The sequence below is a fragment of the Acidiphilium sp. JA12-A1 genome (assembly GCF_000724705.2).
In the GTDB taxonomy this organism is placed as follows: Bacteria; Pseudomonadota; Alphaproteobacteria; order Acetobacterales; family Acetobacteraceae; genus Acidiphilium; species Acidiphilium multivorum.
Map to the genome: position 1 here is coordinate 43,684 of NZ_JFHO01000053.1, position 18,487 is coordinate 62,170.

Annotated in this window: 17 protein-coding genes and 1 pseudogene; 5 read left to right on the plus strand and 13 right to left on the minus strand. The window is 66.9% G+C overall.

Going from position 1 to position 18,487, the window contains the following annotated elements; genetic code table 11:
* Positions 1–32: 32 nt before the first annotated feature.
* The 3 genes from RT91_RS10280 to RT91_RS10290 are packed head-to-tail and all read left to right on the plus strand — an operon-like array spanning position 33 to position 2,389.
* Positions 33–857 carry an ABC transporter substrate-binding protein gene (locus tag RT91_RS10280; protein ID WP_007423512.1) on the plus strand — a complete coding sequence of 275 codons (825 nt, stop codon included), beginning with the start codon at positions 33–35 and terminating at the stop codon, positions 855–857.
* Positions 858–872: 15 nt separating this feature from the next.
* Entirely contained in the window at positions 873–1,625 is a 753-nt protein-coding gene (locus RT91_RS10285) for an amino acid ABC transporter permease (protein ID WP_035187133.1), read from the plus strand.
* Positions 1,625–2,389 (plus strand): amino acid ABC transporter ATP-binding protein, encoded by a 765-nt coding sequence (locus RT91_RS10290; RefSeq protein ID WP_035187135.1) that lies wholly within the window; start codon positions 1,625–1,627, stop codon positions 2,387–2,389. Before RT91_RS10285 ends, RT91_RS10290 begins: the two co-directional genes overlap by 1 nt.
* 46 nt (positions 2,390–2,435) lie before the next feature.
* Here RT91_RS10290 and RT91_RS10295 read toward each other — a convergent pair whose 3' ends face one another.
* From RT91_RS10295 to RT91_RS10330, 8 genes are all read right to left on the minus strand, one after another.
* The gene (locus RT91_RS10295; RefSeq protein ID WP_035187137.1) at positions 2,436–3,422 is read right to left on the minus strand and encodes an ABC transporter permease; all 987 of its coding nucleotides are present in this window, start codon (positions 3,420–3,422) and stop codon (positions 2,436–2,438) included.
* Positions 3,419–4,423 (minus strand): ABC transporter permease, encoded by a 1,005-nt coding sequence (locus RT91_RS10300; RefSeq protein ID WP_013639598.1) that lies wholly within the window; start codon positions 4,421–4,423, stop codon positions 3,419–3,421. The genes RT91_RS10295 and RT91_RS10300 overlap by 4 nt, the downstream gene beginning before the upstream one ends.
* Positions 4,410–5,984: a sugar ABC transporter ATP-binding protein gene (locus RT91_RS10305; RefSeq protein WP_035187138.1), complete on the minus strand. Its 1,575-nt coding sequence runs from the start codon at positions 5,982–5,984 to the stop codon at positions 4,410–4,412. The genes RT91_RS10300 and RT91_RS10305 overlap by 14 nt, the downstream gene beginning before the upstream one ends.
* 25 nt (positions 5,985–6,009) lie before the next feature.
* Positions 6,010–7,101, minus strand: a complete 1,092-nt coding sequence (locus RT91_RS10310; protein WP_007423506.1) for a substrate-binding domain-containing protein — start codon at positions 7,099–7,101, stop codon at positions 6,010–6,012.
* A gap of 101 nt (positions 7,102–7,202) precedes the next feature.
* Positions 7,203–8,252, minus strand: a complete 1,050-nt coding sequence (pdxA, locus tag RT91_RS10315) for a 4-hydroxythreonine-4-phosphate dehydrogenase PdxA (RefSeq protein WP_035187139.1) — start codon at positions 8,250–8,252, stop codon at positions 7,203–7,205.
* A 133-nt stretch (positions 8,253–8,385) separates the two neighbouring features.
* Complete coding sequence (locus RT91_RS10320; protein WP_035187141.1) at positions 8,386–9,510, minus strand: four-carbon acid sugar kinase family protein; 1,125 nt, start codon at positions 9,508–9,510, stop codon at positions 8,386–8,388.
* Complete coding sequence (locus RT91_RS10325) at positions 9,507–10,340, minus strand: DeoR/GlpR family DNA-binding transcription regulator (RefSeq protein ID WP_035187143.1); 834 nt, start codon at positions 10,338–10,340, stop codon at positions 9,507–9,509. Before RT91_RS10325 ends, RT91_RS10320 begins: the two co-directional genes overlap by 4 nt.
* Positions 10,341–10,391: 51 nt before the next feature.
* On the minus strand, positions 10,392–11,372 hold the full coding sequence (locus tag RT91_RS10330) for a GlxA family transcriptional regulator (protein ID WP_011942025.1): 981 nt from the start codon (positions 11,370–11,372) through the stop codon (positions 10,392–10,394).
* Between the two features lie 109 nt (positions 11,373–11,481).
* Here RT91_RS10330 and RT91_RS10335 point away from each other — a divergent pair, with 109 nt between their 5' ends.
* The gene (locus RT91_RS10335) at positions 11,482–12,123 is read left to right on the plus strand and encodes an HD domain-containing protein (RefSeq protein WP_011942026.1); all 642 of its coding nucleotides are present in this window, start codon (positions 11,482–11,484) and stop codon (positions 12,121–12,123) included.
* Positions 12,124–12,164: 41 nt separating this feature from the next.
* Complete coding sequence (locus RT91_RS20560) at positions 12,165–13,604, plus strand: catalase (RefSeq protein WP_082468582.1); 1,440 nt, start codon at positions 12,165–12,167, stop codon at positions 13,602–13,604.
* A gap of 27 nt (positions 13,605–13,631) precedes the next feature.
* Here the strand turns inward: RT91_RS20560 and guaD are convergent.
* The 5 genes and pseudogenes from guaD to uraH form a co-directional block, all read right to left on the minus strand.
* Positions 13,632–14,933: pseudogene (guaD, locus tag RT91_RS10340) on the minus strand (guanine deaminase); the annotation flags it as partial.
* Positions 14,934–14,942: 9 nt separating this feature from the next.
* Positions 14,943–16,331, minus strand: a complete 1,389-nt coding sequence (locus RT91_RS10345) for a cytosine permease (RefSeq protein ID WP_007422260.1) — start codon at positions 16,329–16,331, stop codon at positions 14,943–14,945.
* Between the two features lie 39 nt (positions 16,332–16,370).
* Positions 16,371–16,913: a 2-oxo-4-hydroxy-4-carboxy-5-ureidoimidazoline decarboxylase gene (gene uraD / locus RT91_RS10350; RefSeq protein WP_007422261.1), complete on the minus strand. Its 543-nt coding sequence runs from the start codon at positions 16,911–16,913 to the stop codon at positions 16,371–16,373.
* Positions 16,910–18,109: a urate hydroxylase PuuD gene (locus tag RT91_RS10355; protein WP_011942029.1), complete on the minus strand. Its 1,200-nt coding sequence runs from the start codon at positions 18,107–18,109 to the stop codon at positions 16,910–16,912. The genes uraD and RT91_RS10355 overlap by 4 nt, the downstream gene beginning before the upstream one ends.
* A 5-nt stretch (positions 18,110–18,114) precedes the next feature.
* A complete protein-coding gene (gene uraH, locus RT91_RS10360; protein ID WP_011942030.1) occupies positions 18,115–18,465 on the minus strand; it encodes a hydroxyisourate hydrolase in 351 nt (116 codons plus the stop codon).
* Between the last annotated feature and the right edge of the window lie 22 nt (positions 18,466–18,487).

Consider the following 18,487-nt stretch of genomic DNA (forward strand, 5'->3'; position numbering starts at 1 on the left):
ACCAGATCAACCGCTTCGAATGGAGACCGATCATGACTCGAATGAAAGCGCTGTTTTCGGCCCTGGGGGTATTGGCGGGAGCCGGGCTGGCGGGATTGACGACGGCGCATGCCGCGGCCCCGGGCCTGCCCGCGAGTATCGAGAAATCGGGCACCCTGCGCATCTGCAGCGCCGTCAATCTGCCGCCCATGGAATTCATGAATGCGGAGACCAGGCCGGTTGGCCTGGACATCGATCTTGGCGATGCCATCGCGAGCCATCTCGGCGTGAAGCCCGAATGGATCAACATGCCTTTTGCGGGGCTGATCCCTGCCCTGCTCGCCTCGCACTGCGATATCATCATGTCGCAGCTGTTCATCAAGCCGGGACGGCTCAAGGTGATCGACGAAATTCCCTACATGATTTCGCACGAGGCCGTTCTCGTGAAGCGAGGCAAGGGAGCCGTTCCCTCGCTTGAAAGTCTGTCGGGCAAGAAGGTTGCGACGGTCACAGGCACCACGGCCACGGTGCTGCTGAAGGCAGCGAACAAGGAACTTGCAGGCGCGCGGAAGAAGCCGATCGATATCGTGATGTTTCCGGAAAACACGCAGGCCTTGCAGCAGCTTCAATTCGGCCAGGTTGCCGCCTACGGTGTCGCCTACGAAACCGCGCGCTATTACATCCACAAGGCGCCGGGACAATTCGCGCTGGGCGGCCCGCCCTATTACAAGATCGCCACCGGCATCGGCATCCGCAAGAACGAAGCGGTGCTGCACAAGGCGGTCAGTTCGGCACTCGCCGACATGATGAAGAACGGCAGTTATGCCGCCATCTTCCGGAAGTGGAATCTTGGCATCGACATGCTGAAGCCCGGTTGAGCGCGGAGCATCGAGGTGCATTTCGACTGGCCTTATTTCTGGCATCAGCTGCTGGAGCCGAACGGCGCCTTCCTTGAGGGGCTCTGGCTGACGATCATGATCAGCGTCGGGGGGCAGGCGATCGGGCTCGCGATCGGTCTGCCCGCAGCGCTCGCAAGGCGGTCGAAGATGGGCGTCCTGCGTTGGCCGGCGCGGGCCTATATCTTCCTGATGCGCGGCACGCCTCTGCTGGTGCAGATCGTCTTCATCTATACCGGACTCGCGGCCGCCGGCATTCTCCGGTTCCATGACATCCATCTCGGCGGCCTCACCCTCGCGGGCAATGTGCAGGCCGGCATTCTCGCGCTGGGCCTGAACGAAGGGGCGTACATGGCCGAAATATTCAGGGCCGGCATCGATGCCGTCGATCGCGGTCAGACCGAGGCCGCGAAATCGCTCGGCATGGTTCCCTGGCAGATCCTTCGATATGTCGTGCTGCCCCAGGCGTTGCGTGTGGTTTTGTTGCCGATCGGCAATCAGTTCAACATCATGCTGAAGAACTCGACGCTGGTGAGCGTGATCGGCGTTTCGGAAATGCTGCTGGTCACCGAGACGATCAATTCGGCCACGTTCCGCACCTTCGAGCTCTACTCGGTGCTTGCCCTCTATTTTCTCGCGTTGACCACGATATGGGGTGTCGTGATGGCGCAGGTCGAGCGCCGGATGGACAGGCAGCCCGACGACAGCGCCATCGACGCCATCAGCCAGCCGATGACGGAAACCGCCTGATGCAGCCGCTCCTGATCGAAGCCGAGGACGTGGAAAAGCGTTTCGGCAACACGAAAGTTCTCGACCGTGTCAGTTTCGGCGTCCGCCGCGGCGAGACCGTGGTCCTGATCGGTTCCTCGGGTTCGGGCAAGACCACGTTGCTCCGCTGCATCAATCATCTCGAGAAAATCGAGGGCGGGCGCATCGTGGTGAACGGTGGCCTGATCGGCTACCGCGAGCAGAACGGAAAACTGGCGGAGGATCTCGAGGTCAACATCGCCCGGCAGCGACGGGATGTCGGCATGGTGTTCCAGCGCTTCAACCTGTTCGCAAATCTCGATGTCATCGAAAACATCATCCTCGCGCCCATGAAAGTTCGCGGCAGGCCGCGAGCGGAAGCGGTATCGCGAGCGGAAGCGCTGCTGGCACGCGTCGGCCTCTCGCACAAGGCCAGGGCGATGCCGTCCTCCCTCTCGGGCGGACAACAGCAGCGGGTCGCGATCGCCCGTGCGCTCGCGATGCAGCCGGCGGTGATGCTCTTCGATGAGCCGACCTCGGCGCTCGACCCCGAGATGGTGGGCGAAGTGCTCGCGGTGATGCGCGATCTGGCGCATGACGGCATGACGATGATGATCGTGACGCATGAAATGGGCTTTGCGCGAAATGTCGCGGATCGGATCATCGTGATGGATCGCGGACGCATCGTCGAGGATGGACCGCCTGCGAGCCTGTTCGAACAGCCGGTTCACCCGAAGACGCGGGCGCTGCTGGGTTGCCGGCATTAGAGGCTCAATCCCGCCCTGCCTCGCGATGGGAGTGCGGCGGCGGCAACTATGACCGCCGCTTGAGGAACAGCAATGCCAGCGCCAGCAGGATGGCGCCGAAGACGAGCTGGCGCGCGCCTTCGGAAATGTTCAGCGTCACCAGGATCGCCTGCAGCAGGACGACGGTCAGCGCGCCGGCGATGCTGCCGGCATAGCCCCCCTCGCCGCCTGACAGCCGGGTGCCGCCGATGACGACGGCGGCGATCGGCGGGAGCAGATAGTCGTTGCCCATGCCGAGATAGGCCTGCGACGAATATCCGCTCAGCAGCAGCCCGACGAAGGCGGCACATGTCGCGCTGATGACGAAGATCAGCGCCGTCACCCGTCCGATCGGCACGCCGGAGAGCAGGGCCGCAGCCGGGCTGTTGCCGATCGCATAGATCGAGCGGCCGAACGGCATCGCCCGCAGGGCCAGGATGGAAGTCGCGCCGCAGACGATCCAGACGAGGAACGCCGCCGGCATGAACCCCACATTGCCGAGCGCGAGCGCGCGGGCGGCGCCGGGGATATGGGTCGTCGGCGCGACGGCGTTCGTGTAGACGAGGGCGATGCCCTGGAGCAGCAGGTTGACGCTGAGCGTCCAGATCAGCGAATGCACCCGCAGCACGAACACGCCGAGCGTGTTCAGCAGCCCCACCGCGACGCCGACCGCGATGACGATGGCGAAGGCGATCCACTGATGGCCGTACACCGCCGCGAGATTGGTGCTCAGGATGGCCGAGAGGGTGATGGTCCATGGCACCGAAAGGTCGATCTGGCCGATCAGGATGGCGAAGGTCTCGCCGATCGCGATCAGGCCGATGAACGTCGCCTGCACGAGTTGCAGCCGTATGGTGCCCCAGCCGAGGAATTCGGGATTCACCGCGACGGCGCAGCCATAAACGAGAAGGAGGATCAGGTAGGACAGCAGCATGCGCCGCGCCGCCGGCCCGAGGCGGGCGACGAACGGCGCCGGGCCTGTCCCGATGCGCGCCGTCTTGCCGGGCGCCGTCACTGGCGCAGCACCGTGAGCCAGTTGCCGCCGCGCAGCAGGCGCAGCCCGCCGAGGCCGAGAACCACCATGAGGATCAATCCTTCGATGCAATCCTGCCAGAAGGCGGAGACGTTGAAGACGCCGAGGGCGTTGAGGATGATCGAGAGCAGGAAACTGCCGAGGATCGGCCCGATGGCCGTGCCGCGCCCGCCGGTCAGCGCGACGCCGCCAAGCACCGCGGCGGCGAGCGAGTTGAGCGTGTAGATGCTGCCGATCGTGGGATCGCCGGATGTGGTCTCGGCGGCGAGGAACAGGGCGGCGATCGCGGCGAACAGTCCGGCCAGCACGTAGCTGGTCATTTCGACGCGGCGCACCGGCAGGCCGGAGACGCGCGCGCTTTCGGCGTCATCGCCGACCGCGACGATGAACCGGCCGAGGCGGGAGCGGAAGACGGGAATCCAGGCCAGCAGCACGGCGGCGGCCAGCAACACCAGCGAGAACGGCAAAATGCCCCAGTTGCCGGTCAGCGCGTTGGCGAAGCCGGCGGGGATGGCGCCGCCGGGGCGCGGCAGGATGATCAGCGCCGCGCCGCCATAGATGAACGAGGTGCAGAAGGTGGCGATCAGCGGTTCCACGCGCCCGTAGGCGATGATCAGGCCGTTCACCGCGCCGAGCCCGAGGCCGATCAGCAGCGACAGCACGACGATGCCGCCGATGCCGAGCGGGCTGCCCTGCATCGTCGTCGCCGCGAAGCAGTTGACCAGGGTGATCTCGGCGCCGATCGACAGATCGAGGCCCGCGCCGAGCAGCACGATGGTCTGGCCGATCGCGGCAAGGGCAAGCGGCACCGAGACGTTGGCGAGGCTGGCGAGGCCAAAGGGCGAGAGGATCAGCGGCTGGCGGAGCGCATAGAGGCCGATCACCACGGCAAGGCCGATGGCGCAGGACACCGGCCCCAGATGCTTCTCGATCCGTCCGCGCCGGCGGGGGGCGGCGGGGCGCGCGGCTTCAGGCGGCTTCATGCGCGGCCTCGTGGAAGGACAGGTCGAGGATGTTCTGTTCCGTGATGGAGGCTCCTTCGAGCGACCCGGCGACGCGGCCCTCGCGGAAGACCAGAACGCGGTTGCACAGCAGCGAAAACTCCGAAATGTCGGTGGAATAGAACAGCACGGCGGTGCCCTGGGCGGCGAGTTCGCGGATTACGCCGAAGAGTTCGCCGCGCGCCCCGGCATCGACACCGCGCGTCGGGTCGCAGAAGACATAGACGGGTTCACGCCGGGCCAGCCATTTGGCGACCACAACCTTCTGCTGGTTCCCGCCGCTCAGGCTGCCGAGCGGCACCGCGCGGCTGGCGCATTTGATGCCGAGACGACGGATATGGTCGTCGACCAGGTCCGCCTCGGCGCGGCGGCTGATCAGGAGGCGCCGCCGCAGGGAACCCAGCACGGTGATGGCGATGTTTTCCGCGATGCTGAGGCCGAGGAAGCCGCCGAGCGTCTTGCGGTCGTCGGGGATCAGGGCGATGCCCGCCGCGATGGCGTCGCGGGGCCGGCGCGGCAGCAGTCGCCGGCCGCCGATCTCGATAACGCCCTCCAGCCCGCGGCGGAACAGGCCGAACAGGGCGAACAGGAATTCCTTCTGCCCCTGCCCTTCGAGGCCGGCGAGGCCGAGCACCTCGCCGCGGCGGAGGTCGAAGCCGATATCGGCGAAATGCGGCGCCAGGGTGAGGCCGCTGACATGAAGGATCGTGTCGTCCGCCCGACCGGCAAAGGCTTCCGCTGGCCGGGCAGTCTGGCGCTCCTGCCAGGCCTCGCCCAGCATCAGGGCCAGCGCCCTGTCGCGGCTGAAATCGCCGGGCGGAAACTCGCCGACCTTCTCGCCGCTGCGCAGGATGGACACGCGATCGGCCAGGCGTTCGATTTCGCCGAGCCGGTGCGAGATCAGCACGATCGCCGTGCCACGGTCCCGCAGCCGTTCGATGACCGTTATCAGGTGTTCGACCTCGGCGATGGAGAGGGCGGAGGTCGGCTCGTCGAGGATCAGGACGCGCGGATCGGTCGACAGCGCCTTCGCGATTTCGACGAGTTGCGCCTGGGCGAGCGGAAGATCGCCGACGGTCGCGTCGGGGTCGATATCCGTCGCGCCCAGCATTGCCAGCAGGACGCGCGCCCGCTCGCGCATTGCCGCGGCATCGATCCAGTGCCCGCCGCGCAGCGGTTCCTGGCCGATGAGGATGTTCTCGGCAACGCTCAGGCTCGGAAAGAGCGAGAGTTCCTGGTGCACGGTGGCGATGCCGGCGGCGAGGGCGGCGTGCGGGCTGGCGAAGCGCATGGCGGCGCCGCCGACCTCGATGGTGCCGTCATCCGGCTGCTCGATGCCGGCGAGCAGCTTGACCAGCGTGCTCTTGCCGGCGCCGTTGGCGCCGAGCAGGGCGTGAACCTCGCCCGGATAAAGCGCGAGATCGGCCCGCCGCAGCGCGACGACGCCGCCGAAGCGCTTGGACAGGCCGGTTGCCGCCAGCGTCGGCGCGGCAGCAGCACCCGCGCCGCCCGCGCGCCGGGCTCCGTCAGCCGCAATCGGCACCGGCCTCGCCCTCGTTCCGCCTTGCTCAGCTGCCGTGGACCACGGCGCCGACCGGGATCTTCACGCCGCATTGCGGGATGTCGATATCGGTGACGAAGCTGTTCGGCAGTTTCGGGAAGTAGTTGACGCCGGCCTTCATCTGCTTCGTCGTCACCGGGTTGAGCGGGATGTTCGCGGTGCGCGGCAGGCTCTGCCCGTCGAGGGCGGCGATCGCCGCGCGGATGGCCGCGGCCGCCAGCGCCGGCGACTGGCCGATGACCAGCGCCGGGACGTGATGCTCGACCGCGAGCTTCATGAAGCCGTTATCCGACTCGCTGGTCATCGGCACCAGCTTCGCCTTCACCTGCAGGAAGGCCTGCAGCGCGCCGGTGGCCCCTTCGGTGCCCCAGACGCCGGCGACATCGTGGCTGGTCGAGAGCGCATCGGCGGTGACCTTCTGGTTCACCCCGACATCCCAGTTGCCATAGACCTGCTTGACCGTGAGCCCCGCAGATTTCTTGAACACGGCCATGGCGCCGTCGCCCTGGTCGTTATCGACCGTCGTGCCGGCGAGGCCGCGGACCATCAGGATCTTGCCCTTGCCGCCGGTTTCCTTCGTGAGGAACTGCGCCCACATGCGGCCCATCGCCGCCTGGTCCTCGTTGATGTTGATCGCCTTGTCGGTCGTCACCGTATTGTCGAAGGCGACGACGACGATGCCGTGATTGACCGCCTCGTTGATGACGCTGTTGAGGCCGGAGGGCGAGGCGGCGTCGATGACGATGGCGTTGTAGCCGCCCAGGATCATCTGGCGGATCTGCGCGACCTGCTGGGCGACGTTGTTGCCGGCATTCTGGATCTCGAACTTCGAGATGTATTTCGCGACCGCCGGCTGCTTCACGTAGGCGCGGGCGATGTTCAGCATCTCGGTGCGCCAGTTGTTGCCGTAATACGAGTTGCTGAAGGCGATCTTGTAGGGGCCGTGCTTCGCCTTCAGCTTGACCATCGGCGTCGATGCCGTCTGCGGGACGAAGCAGGCGGCGAGGCTCTTCGGCGCCACGAGGTTATCGGCGGCGGCGGTGCCCGTCGCGGCCAGGATGCCGGCCGCGACCACTGCGGAAACGATGGTATTGCGCATCAATATTATCCTCCCTTTGTGACCGCCCGGGCAGAGCCCGCGTCCGGCCGTTTGTCATCGATCGGCACGCCCTGACCGGCGCGCCGTGGCGGGTCGTTGCGTTACGGTGAGGGCGCGGTCCGGTCCGATCCTTGCGCGAGTTGCACCGCATAGTCGATGGCTTCCAGCAGGCTCTGCTCGCTGGCGATGCCCTTGCCGGCAATGTCGAACGCCGTGCCGTGGTCGACCGACGTGCGGATGATCGGCAGGCCGAGCGTGACGTTGACGCCGCTGAGCGCCTGCCATTCGCCGGTCGTGGGATCGACCGAAAAGCCCAGCAGCTTCACCGGGATATGGCCCTGATCGTGATACATCGCGACGACCGCGTCGAACTGGCCGGCCCGCAGTTTCACGAAGATCGTGTCGCCCGGAACCGGACCGGTCACGTCGTGGCCGGCGCGACGCAGATCCTCGACGGTGGGGGCGGTGATGTCGATATCCTCTCGGCCGAACAGGCCGTTCTCGCCGGCATGCGGATTGAGCGCGGCGATGCCGATCCGCGGACGGGCGATGCCCAGCCGGTTCAGCGCGTCCGCCGTCAGTTCCACCACCTGACGCAGCCGCTCGGGCGTGAGGCGCTTCGGCACGTCGCGCAGCGCGACATGGGTGCAGACATGGCTCACGCGCATGTTGCCATGGGCCAGCATCATCACCGAATTCCGCGCGGCGGTGAGATCGGCAAGCAGCTCGGTATGGCCGCTGTAATGATGGCCGGCGAGATTGAGCGCCTCCTTGTTGATCGGCGCCGTGCAGATCGCATCGACCAGGCCGCCCATCGCCATGCGCACGCCGGCGGCGATCGCCTGATAGGCGCTTTCGCCCGCGATGGCCGATACCTTGCCTGGCACGATGGCAGAGGCGTCCGGCCCGACCTCGACCAGCGCACAAGGCGGCAGCGCCTCGCGCGGGGTATCGGCGGAAACGGCCGCGAAAGGCTGGGCAATGCCCAACCCGGCGCAAGCGGCGGCGAGGCGGTGGCCGGACCCCGTCACCACCAGCGCAAGCTCGCCAGCCTCGATCCGATCCTTCAGGCGCTGGGCGGCCTTCGCGATGATCTCGGGGCCGACACCCGCCGGATCCCCCATCGTGACGGCAATACGCGGAATGGCCACCAATGCACCTCCGGACTCGTGACCGGGGGAACATGATCCGCGGCGGCTCACGTGTCAATAACGATCACGTTTCATGATTGATTGTGAAACATATCGGGCCGTCCTGCATCATTGAAGATGCCGTATCGGACGGTCATGATGGGACAAGGCGATCATCGAGCAGGCGGGCGAGAAAATCGGGTGCGCCGAAGGCCCCGGAGCGCGAAATCAGCCCGACGCCATCCCAGAGGCCGCCGCCGATCCGGGATACCGGCACGCCGGGCATGATCTCGCCGGCAAGGCACAGGGCTTCGGCGCCGATGACGTCGCAGACGGAAGCAAGCGTCTCGCCGCCGATCACGACGAGACCGGATGGCCGCGGCAGGCGGGGCAGCGTCGCGGCCAGGCGCGCGGCGATCATCGGCGCGGCCTCGGCGGGCGCGAGGCCGCGCGGGAGATCGGCGGTGACGATGCAACTCGTGCGCGCGAGACTCTGCGCGACAAGGGACGCGGCCCGCTCGCCGTCCGTTCCCAGGGCAACCCGCGCCGCGGCGGAGGGTGGCACCGCGGCAATCTGCGCGTGCGTGACCGGATGATCCGATCCGATGAGGATCAGCTGCGGTCCCGGCTCGGGCACGATCCGGCAGGGCCCCTCGCCTGCCAGGGCGCGGGCGAGGCCGGCACTGCCGCACCAGAGGATGGGGGCGCCGTGGTCGCGCGCGACGACCACGAGCCGGTCCAGATCCTCCTGCACGAGCGCGTCGCAGATCAGCACTGTGCCGGGCGCCGCCGCGAGGTCTGCGGCGCGCAGGGCGCCGGCCGGAATGTGCCGCGCGCGGCAGCCCGCCAATGCCAGTTCCTCGCCGGGACTCCGCGGCAAGGCAGCCAGGATGCCATCCGCGCCTGGCGCGTATTGCCGGCCATTCCGCGTGATCCGGCGCTGCGCGGGGAAAGCCGGCGCAAGGATGCATACGTGATCGGGACAGGCGCCGAGCAGGATCGCGAGATCGCGCGGCCAGTGCCCGCGCAGCAGGCTGTCGATCTTCAGGAACCGGAGTCCGGCGCCGGCCAGGAACGGCGCGGCGGCGGCCATGAGCCGCCCGGCGGCATCGGCATCGAGATCACGCGAGGCGGTGCTGATCGCCGCGGTCTCCGGCACAGGCGCGCCGTTTCGCGCGCGAAGAAGCACCGGAAGGCCCGGATTTCGCCCCGTGAACTGGACGGCCGCATCGAGCGCGCCGGTCAGATCATCGGCAACAAGGCGGACCGAGGTCGTCATCGGGGCGTTTCGCGCGGCGCCGAGACGAGCGAGACCGTCACGCCCCGCGCGCGCGCCGCATCGAGATCGCCCGGATCAACGCCGTCATCGGTTACCAGCGCGTCGATCTCGTCGAGATCGCAGATCGTGCAGAAGGCCGGCAGGCGGAACTTCGTCGAGTCCGCGAGGAGAATGACCCGTCGCGCCGCGCGGATCATCGCCCGCTTCATCGCCGCGATCTCCACCGAGGTGTCGGTGATCGCCGTGCCGCTGATCGTGTGCGTGCCGAGCAGCAGCGTATCGGCATGGAGCCCGGCCAGGAAGTCGCGTCCCGGATCGCCGGTCAGGCTGAGCGAGCCGTGGCGAACCGTGCCGCCGGAGACGATGACCCTGATCGTCTCGGATTGCGCGAGAACCTGGGCAATGCCGAGATCGTTGGTGACCGCGGTGAGCGGGATCGCCCGCGCCATGGCGGCCTGGGCCGCCCACCGCACGGTGCTGCCGCTGTCGAAGATGACGCTCTCGCCCGGTGCGAGCATGTCCGCGGCGGCGGCGCCGATCAGGCGCTTTTCCGCGCGCGCGAGTTGTTCCGCGAGTTCCGGGGCGGGTTCGAACGTCGCGGCGGGTTCGGCCGGCAGGGCCGCGCCGCCATGCGCGCGCGCCAGGGCCCGCCGCTTCTCCAGCCGGTCGAGATCGCGCCGGATCGTCGAGACCGAGGAGCCGATCGCCGCCGCCAGATCATGGATCGATGCCGCGCCGTGCTGGCGGACATGGTCGAGAATCAGCGCCTGGCGCTGCACGGGCAGGAGGTCTTGCCGCCCCTCGCGGGTAGATGCCGATTGTCGCCTCATCGCAAAAATGTCTCACAGCCGGTTGCGTTTGCCAAATGCCGGCGCCGCGCGTTACGCCCTTCCGCCAAAGTGCCGGCGGTAGGCCGCCGGCGTTACCCCCACATGACGCTGGAAGGACCGGCGCAGCGTATCGACATTGGCGAACCCGCACCGCGCCGCGACCTGCTTCGGCGCGGCCGCGCCACTTTCGAGCATCTCCCGGGCCGCCGTCACGCGCGCGGATTCCACCCAGCTGGCCGGGGTCATTCCGGTTTCACTGCGGAACAGCCGGGCGAAGTGCCGGGCGCTGAGGCCGGTACGGGCGGCAAGACTGCCGACATCGAGATCGGCGGCGGGATTTGCCGCGACATATCGCTGCACCTCCTGCAACATGGCGCGACCGGAGGGCAGCGACTCCCCGCTGCGGCTGAACTGCAACTGCCCGCCCGGCCGCTTGAAGAACATCACCAGTTGCGCGGCGACCCGCTTGGCGATCTCGCGGCCGAGATCCTCCTCGACCAGAGCGAGGGCGAGATCGAGCCCGGCGGTGACGCCGGCGGCGGTGCGCAGCTTGCCGTCGCGCACATGGATCGCGTCGGTCTCCAGCGTGACTGCGGGGAACGCCGCCGCGAGCCGCGCCGCCACCGCCCAATGCGTGGTTGCCCGCTTGCCGTCGAGCAGGCCGGCCTGGGCAAGCAGAAAGGCGCCGCTGCAGACCGACCCGTAGCGCCGCGCCCGCCGCGCTTCCCGCCGCAGCCAGTCCAGCACCGGCTGCGGCGGCGCCGTGTCGGGCATTTTGGGACAGCCCGCGACCAGCAGCGTGTCGATCTTGCCGCCTGTCATGCCGTCGCCGACGATGCGGTCCGGCATCAGGCGCGCGCCCGATGAACTGACGATGGGGCCCGGCGCGATCCCGGCGATCTCCAGCCGATACGCTGTCCGCCCGGCCTGGGCGCTTGCCTCCGCGAAGACGTCGAGCGGTCCGGAGACGTCGAGCAACTGCACGCCCGGCATCGCCAGCACCAGGATCGTCCTTATTCCACGATCATTCATCGCCACGGCCTTTCCGCACGGATTTTGTCTGGATTCGACGTGTTACGCCGATAGAGGACATCCAGCGCCTCGGTTATGATCTCCTTGCCGTCAAGTCAAGGAAATCACGATGAAAACCACAGTAAACGGGATCGGTATCCCCGATACGCCCCTGGCCAATGCGATAACGGAGCTGGTGCGCGATACGGAGACGCCTCTTCTCTTCAATCATTCCACACGGGTTTATTACTGGGCCGCGCTTGCCGGGACCCGGCGGGGGCTGAAATATGATGCCGAACTGCTCTATGCCGGCGCGATGTTCCACGACATGGGGCTGATGCCGAGCCACAGTTCGCATCACGAGCGCTTCGAGGTGGACGGCGCCAATGTCGCGAAAGCGTTCCTGCTGAGCCGCGGCATTGCCGAGGCCGACGTCTATACGGTCTGGACCGCGATCGCGTTGCACACCACGCCCGGCATTCCCCGGCACATGCATCCGCTGGTGGCCCTGGTTACCGCCGGCGTGGAGATGGACGTGCTCGGTCTCGCCTATGACGACTATGCCGATGCCGAGCGCGAAGCCGTGGTGCGCGCCTATCCCCGCACTGAGCATTTCAAGGAAGACATCATCGACGCATTCTACAACGGTATCCGCCACAAGCCCGACACCACCTTCGGCAACGTCAAGGCCGATGTACTCGCCGACAAGGATGCGCATTTCCACCGCGGCAATTTCTGCTCGGTGATCCGCGGTTCCGCATGGAAAGCCTGACCCAAGAACACCGCCCCTGAAGGCCTCCCGAGGAGTTTGCCATGACCGACACCCCCTTCACCAACGCGACCGGCGCGCCGGTCGCGGAGAATACCAACGTGATGACGGCAGGCCCGCGCGGCCCGGTGCTGCTGCAGGATATCTGGCTGATCGAGAAACTTGCCCATTTCGATCGCGAAGTGATTCCCGAGCGGCGGATGCACGCGAAAGGATGGGGCGCCTACGGGAGCTTCACCGTCACGCAGGATATCACACGTTATACCAAGGCGAAGATCTTTTCCGATATCGGCAAGAGGACCGATATCTTTGTCAGATTCTCGTCGGTCGCCGGTGAGCGCGGCGCGGCGGATGCGGAACGCGACATCCGCGGCTTCTCGGTGAAGTTCTACACCGAAGAAGGCAATTGGGACATCGTCGGCAACAACACGCCGGTGTTCTTCTTTCGCGATCCGTTACGGTTTCCCGATCTCAACCACGCGATCAAGCGCGACCCGCGCACCGGACTGCGCAGCGCCGACAACAATTGGGACTTCTGGACCCTTCTGCCGGAGGCGCTCCACCAGGTGACCATCGTGATGTCGGAGCGCGGCATTCCGAAAAGCTTCCGCCACATGCACGGATTCGGCAGCCATACCTTCTCGATGATCAACGCCGCGAATGAGCGTGTCTGGGTGAAATTCCATTTCCGCAGCCAGCAGGGCATCGCCAATCTCACCGATGCCGAGGCGGAGGCGGTCGTCGCGCGCGACCGGGAAAGCCACGGCCGCGACCTGCTTGCCGCGATCGAGGCCGGAAACCTCCCGCGCTGGACGCTGATGATCCAGGTCATGACCGAGGCGCAAGCGAAGGTTCATCGCCACAATCCGTTCGATCTGACCAAGGTCTGGCCAAAAGCCGAATACCCGCTGATCGAGGTGGGAGTGCTGGAACTCGACCGCGCGCCCGACAATTACTTCGCCGAGGTTGAACAGGCCGCCTTCTCGCCCGCCAACATCGTGCCCGGAATCTCGTTTTCACCCGACCGCATGCTGCAGGCGCGCCTGTTCTCGTATGGCGACGCGCAGCGCTACCGGCTCGGGGTCAACTTCAACCAGATTCCGGTCAATGCGCCGCGCTGCCCGTTCCGCAGTTATCACCGCGATGGCGCGATGCGTACCGACGGCAATCTTGGCGGCATCGTCAGCTATCATCCCAATACCGGCCGCATCTGGGACGATCAGCCGGCTCATGCCGAACCGCATGTCCCGTTGGAGGGGGACGCAGCACATCACGATCATCGCGCCGACGACGATCACTGGGAACAGCCGGGCAACCTGTTCCGCCTGATGACGCCAACGCAACGGCAGGCTCTATTCGACAACACCGCCCGCGCGCTCGGCGATGCCTCGCGGCACATCCAGGAGCGGCACGTCGCCAATTGCCGTCGCGCCGATCCGGCCTACGGCGACGGTGTCGCAACAGCCCTCGCCCGCCTGAGCTGACGCATCGGGCCGGGTGCGGTCGTGCACGAGGCGGCCCGCCGCGTAGGTTGCCCGAACGCATCCCGCACCGCCCAGCGTCATCAGCACGAACAGCGCCTCCTCCAGCGTGTCGGCGAAACGCAGGCGCTCGCGCAGGAGGGGCGTGGCCGCGAGGTCGAGCACCGCGAAATCGGCTTCGTACCCCGGCGCGAGGCGACCGATCCGGTCGTCCATGTACAGGGCTCGCGCCGAGCCGAGGGTCGCGAGGTAGAAGGCCCGGTGGGCGGAGAGCGCCTCGCCCCGCAGGGCCGCGACCTTGTATGCCTCGTTCAGCGTTGCGAGCGGCGAGAAGCTGGTTCCGGCGCCGATATCCGACCCCAGCGCGGTGCGGACCGGATTGCCGGCGATCAGCGCCCGGCGCAGGTCGAACAGGCCGGAGCCGAGGAACAGGTTCGAGGTGGGGCAGTGAACGACGGCGGCGCCCGCCCCGGCGAGACGGTCCCATTCGCGGGGTGAAAGATGGATGGCATGGCCGAACAGGCTGCGCGGACCCACCAGCCCCGCGCGATCATAGACATCGAGGTAGTCCAGGGCATCGGGGAACAGGGCGCGCACCCAATCAAGCTCCGCGAGGTTTTCGGAGAGGTGGGTCTGCATGCACACGCCGTCGGTCTCGGCGAACAGCGCGCCGGCCGCCTCAAGCTGGGCCGGCGTGCTGGTCGGCGCGAAACGCGGGGTGACGGCGTAGAACAGCCGGCCGCGGCCATGCCAGCGGTCGATCAGGCGCCTGGAGTCGTCGTACCCGCGCTGTACGGTGTCGCGCAGCGGCTCGGGCGCGTTGCGGTCCATCAGGACCTTGCCGGCGCCGGCGCGCAGGCCGAGCCTTGCCGCTTCCTCGAAATAGGCGTCGACCGAGCCGGGATGAACCGTGCAGTAGGACAGCGTGGTGGTCACGCCGGCGGCAAGTTCCTGCGCGAAGAAGAGCCGGGCCATGGCGCGGGCAAAATCGGGATCGGCATAGCGCTGCTCGATGGGAAAGACATAGGTCTCCAGCCAGTCGAGCAGCTGCTTGCCATAGGCGCCGATCATCGGCGTCTGCGCGTAATGGACATGGGCGTCGATGAAGCCCGGCATCAGCAGCGCATCACGATACTCATGCAGTTCGACGCCCTCGGGCACGAGATCGGCGACGTAGGGACCGACATGGGAGATCCGCCCGTCCGCGACGAGGATCAGCCCGTCGCTCTCATGCCGCACGCAGTCCGCGGGATCCGACACGAAGGGATTGCCGTCGTAGCCGAGCAGCTGAGCGCGGATGGCGAGACGGCCGGGGCTGGGCGGGATCATCATGCGGCGTCCTTACGCGCTGGGCACAGCACCCGCCGGGATCGGCGCCGTGCGCGGGATGGTGGCGAGGAGATAGACGATCGCGGCGACGAACGCGCCGATGAAGAAGGAAATGTCGCCGAATTCCGGATGAACGGCCGCGAAGGCGCCGACGAAGACCGGATACTGGTTCCAGAACGGCACGCTGCAGACGACACCGGCGAGCCAGGAGAGGAAGCCGACCGTCGTAACGTCGATCGACGCGAAGCGCGAGACGCGCGGGCGGAGATGGCCGATCGCCATCACCGGGAAGCGCGGGAAGATCACGTAGCCGAGGAAGAAGAGCAGGAGTTCGTAGTTCTTGTAGAAATGCTGGTAGGCGAGCAGCGAGATGATCAGTCCGACGCCGCCCGTCAGCAGGGCCGCCTGCCATTGCTTCATGCGGATTCCCGAAGCGAGGGCGGAAAGGCTGGCGGAATATATGTTCAGCACGTTCGGGCTGATCGTGCCGATGACGATGGCGACGATCAGCGGAACGCGGAACCAGCCGGGCAGCCAGGACGAGAACAGGTCGGCCGGGCTGTTCAGCGCGACGGTGCCGCCGATGACCGCTCCGACCACCTCGAGCCAGGTCGACGAGATGAAGCAGCCGAGGAAGGCGTTCCAGAAGACGCCGCGCTTGATCGCCTCGCGGTTGTGCCGGTAGCACATGTAGCGCGAATAGTCGCCCGAATACAGGATCCAGCCGCCCAGCCACGAGAGCATGATCGAGACGGTGAGCAGGATCGCGCCGGAACGACCTCCCACTTCCGCGAGCTTCTTCGGATCGGCGACCGGCAGATGCGGGATATGGGCGAGGGTCAGCGCCGTCAGGATCGCGAAGACGGCGCCAAGGAACCAGAAGAAGACCTTTTCCGCCTTGATGATGAAGTCATGCCCGACGATCGCGATCAGCACCTGGATGATCGTGAGGCCGACGATGCCGACGACCAGGCTGGCGCCGAGCACGCGATGGACGAAATAGGCGCCGATCACGGTGTTGATCGCGAACCATGAAAAGCCGTTGAGAAAGTTGAGGAACGAAAGGACCCGGTTGCCGAACCGCCCGAACCAGCGTTCGCACAGGATCATCATCGGCAGGCCGTAATCGACGCCATAGGTCGAGAAGAGGCCGAGCAGCAGGCAACCCAGAATGTTGGCGCCGACGATCGCCACGACCGCGTCGGGCACCGAGAGGCCGAATACGCCGGTTGCGATCGCCCCGGTGGTGATGGTGGCGAATTCGACGTTCACCGCCATCCAGAGTCCGAAGAGATGCGAGGGCTTGCCATAGGCTTCCTCCGGAGTGACCTGGGCGATGCCCTTGGATTCGACCGAGAAGCCCGATTTCGTATCGCCCGCTTTCTGGGCCTGGTTTGTCATGACGTCCTCCTGTGGGTTCCGGTTTGGGTCCGGTTTCTATTACTCTGAAAAGGCGGTCGCGGAGTCGGCCGGCGCGGCGACGCGACGGGCGAGGCGGAAGCCGGCGATCCTGCACACCTCCGCCAGCGCGATCCGGCGCTCGTCATCGGGCGTGCCGGCGAGGCGCCGTTCCAGCGCCGTCATGATCGCCGCCATGTCGCGCTGGCCGCGCACGGCGATGATGAAGGGAAAGCCGAAGCGTTCCCGATAGGCGGCGTTCAGCGCGGCGAGGCGCGCCGCCTCGCCGGCGGCGAGCCGGTCGATGCCCTGCGCCCGCTGCTCGTCCGCCGACTCCGGGGCCAGCGGGCCACGATGGCCGAGCTCGGGATGGGCTCGCAGGAGTGCCGTCTGCAGCGCGGGATCGGCATCGCGGACGATGCGGGCCATCGCGGCGGCCAAGGCATCACGGTCGCCGAAGGGGCGCAGCGGCGCGGCCGCCTCGGCGACCCACGCGGCATGCTCGTAGATATCGCCGAGTGCTGCGACGAAATCCTCGCGCGCCATGGCGTTCAGGGTGGCGATGTCGGGGCCGTCGGCGCTCATTTGGCACCTCCCCTCACCCAGGCGGCGATTTCCTCTCGCTCCCGCCTGGTGATGTGCGTGACGTTGCCGGGCGGCATCGACTTCGCGCTCACCGCCTGCTGTTCGATCAGCGACGCCCTGGAGCGGATCTCGGCCGCCGTGTCGAACATGATGCCGTTCGGGGCGCTGGCCATCAGCGTCGGATGGGCGGAATGACAGGCCGCGCAACGCTCATGGATGATCGGCTCGATCCGGGCGACGGTTACATTGCCCTGCACTCCCGCGGCTTCGGCCGACGCGCCGGTCGACATCGCGCCCGGCGCCACGGCGACGATCACCAGGACGATCAGCACCGCGCCGGCGACCGGCAGGGCGAAATTGCGCTGCCCCTTGTGCCAGAGCACGAAGAACTGGCGAATGAGCGCGCCCGCCACCATGACCAGCCAGAGATAGATCCAGCTGGCCGGATGGCTGAACAGCATGCCGAAATGGCTGCTGAGCATGGCGAAGACGACCGGCAGCGTGAAATAGGTGTTGTGCACCGAACGCTGCTTGCCGCGCTTGCCGGGCAGCGGGTCGGGCGTTTCGCCGCGGGCGAGCGCCGCGACCATCTTCCTCTGGCCCGGGATGATCCAGAAGAAGACATTCGCCGTCATGATCGTGCCAAGCATGGCGCCGATGATCAGGAAGGCGGCCTGGGGCGCGAACAGATGCGTCGAGATGAAGGCGGCGGCGCCGACATAGACCGCGATGGCGACGCCGAGCCGCAGATCCCGGTCGCCGAAGGCGCGGCACAGGACATCATAGACAACCCAGCCGACGAGCAGGAAGCCGAGCGCCGCCGCCACGCCGAGGCCCGGCGCGATCCGCGCCACCGAGGGATCGAGCAGATAGATGCCGGGCTGGAGCAGATACATCACCGTGAACAGCGCGAAGCCGGACAGCCAGGTCGTGTAGGATTTCCACTTCGACCAGTGCAGGTCTTCGGGCATGCGCGCGGGCGAGACGAGATATTTCTGCGCGTGGTAGAACCCGCCGCCATGGACCGACCACATCTCGCCGAACACGCCGCGTTCGCGGGCCTCGGCCTCGGCCGGTGACTTCAGCCCATTGTCGAGCATGACGAAGTAGAAGGATTCGCCGATCCAGGCGATCGCCGCGATCACGTGGAGCCAGATCAGCAGGGCCATCGCCCATTGCGCCATATAGGCCGTCATTGTCGTCATTGTCCCCGATAGGTCGTGTAGCCGAACGGCGAGATCAGCAGCGGGACATGAAGGTGCGCGGCCCCGGCGCGGAGACCGAAGCGGATCACGACATCGTCCAGAAAGCGGGGTGCCGGCTCGGCCGCGCCCTTCGCGCCGAAATAGGCGCCGACGGAAAACACGAGGTCATAGCTGCCGGAATCGAAGGCCACGCCGTTCGCGGGCACAATCTTCGCGCGGCCGTTAGCATCCGTCTCGGCTTCGGCCAGGGGCCCTCCGGCCGCTCCGGCAGCGAACAGGCGGATACGCACACCGGCCGCCGGAATGCCGTGGGCAGTGTCTAGAACATGCGTGGTCAGGTCAGTCATCGATCCGGTCCGTTTCCTCTCA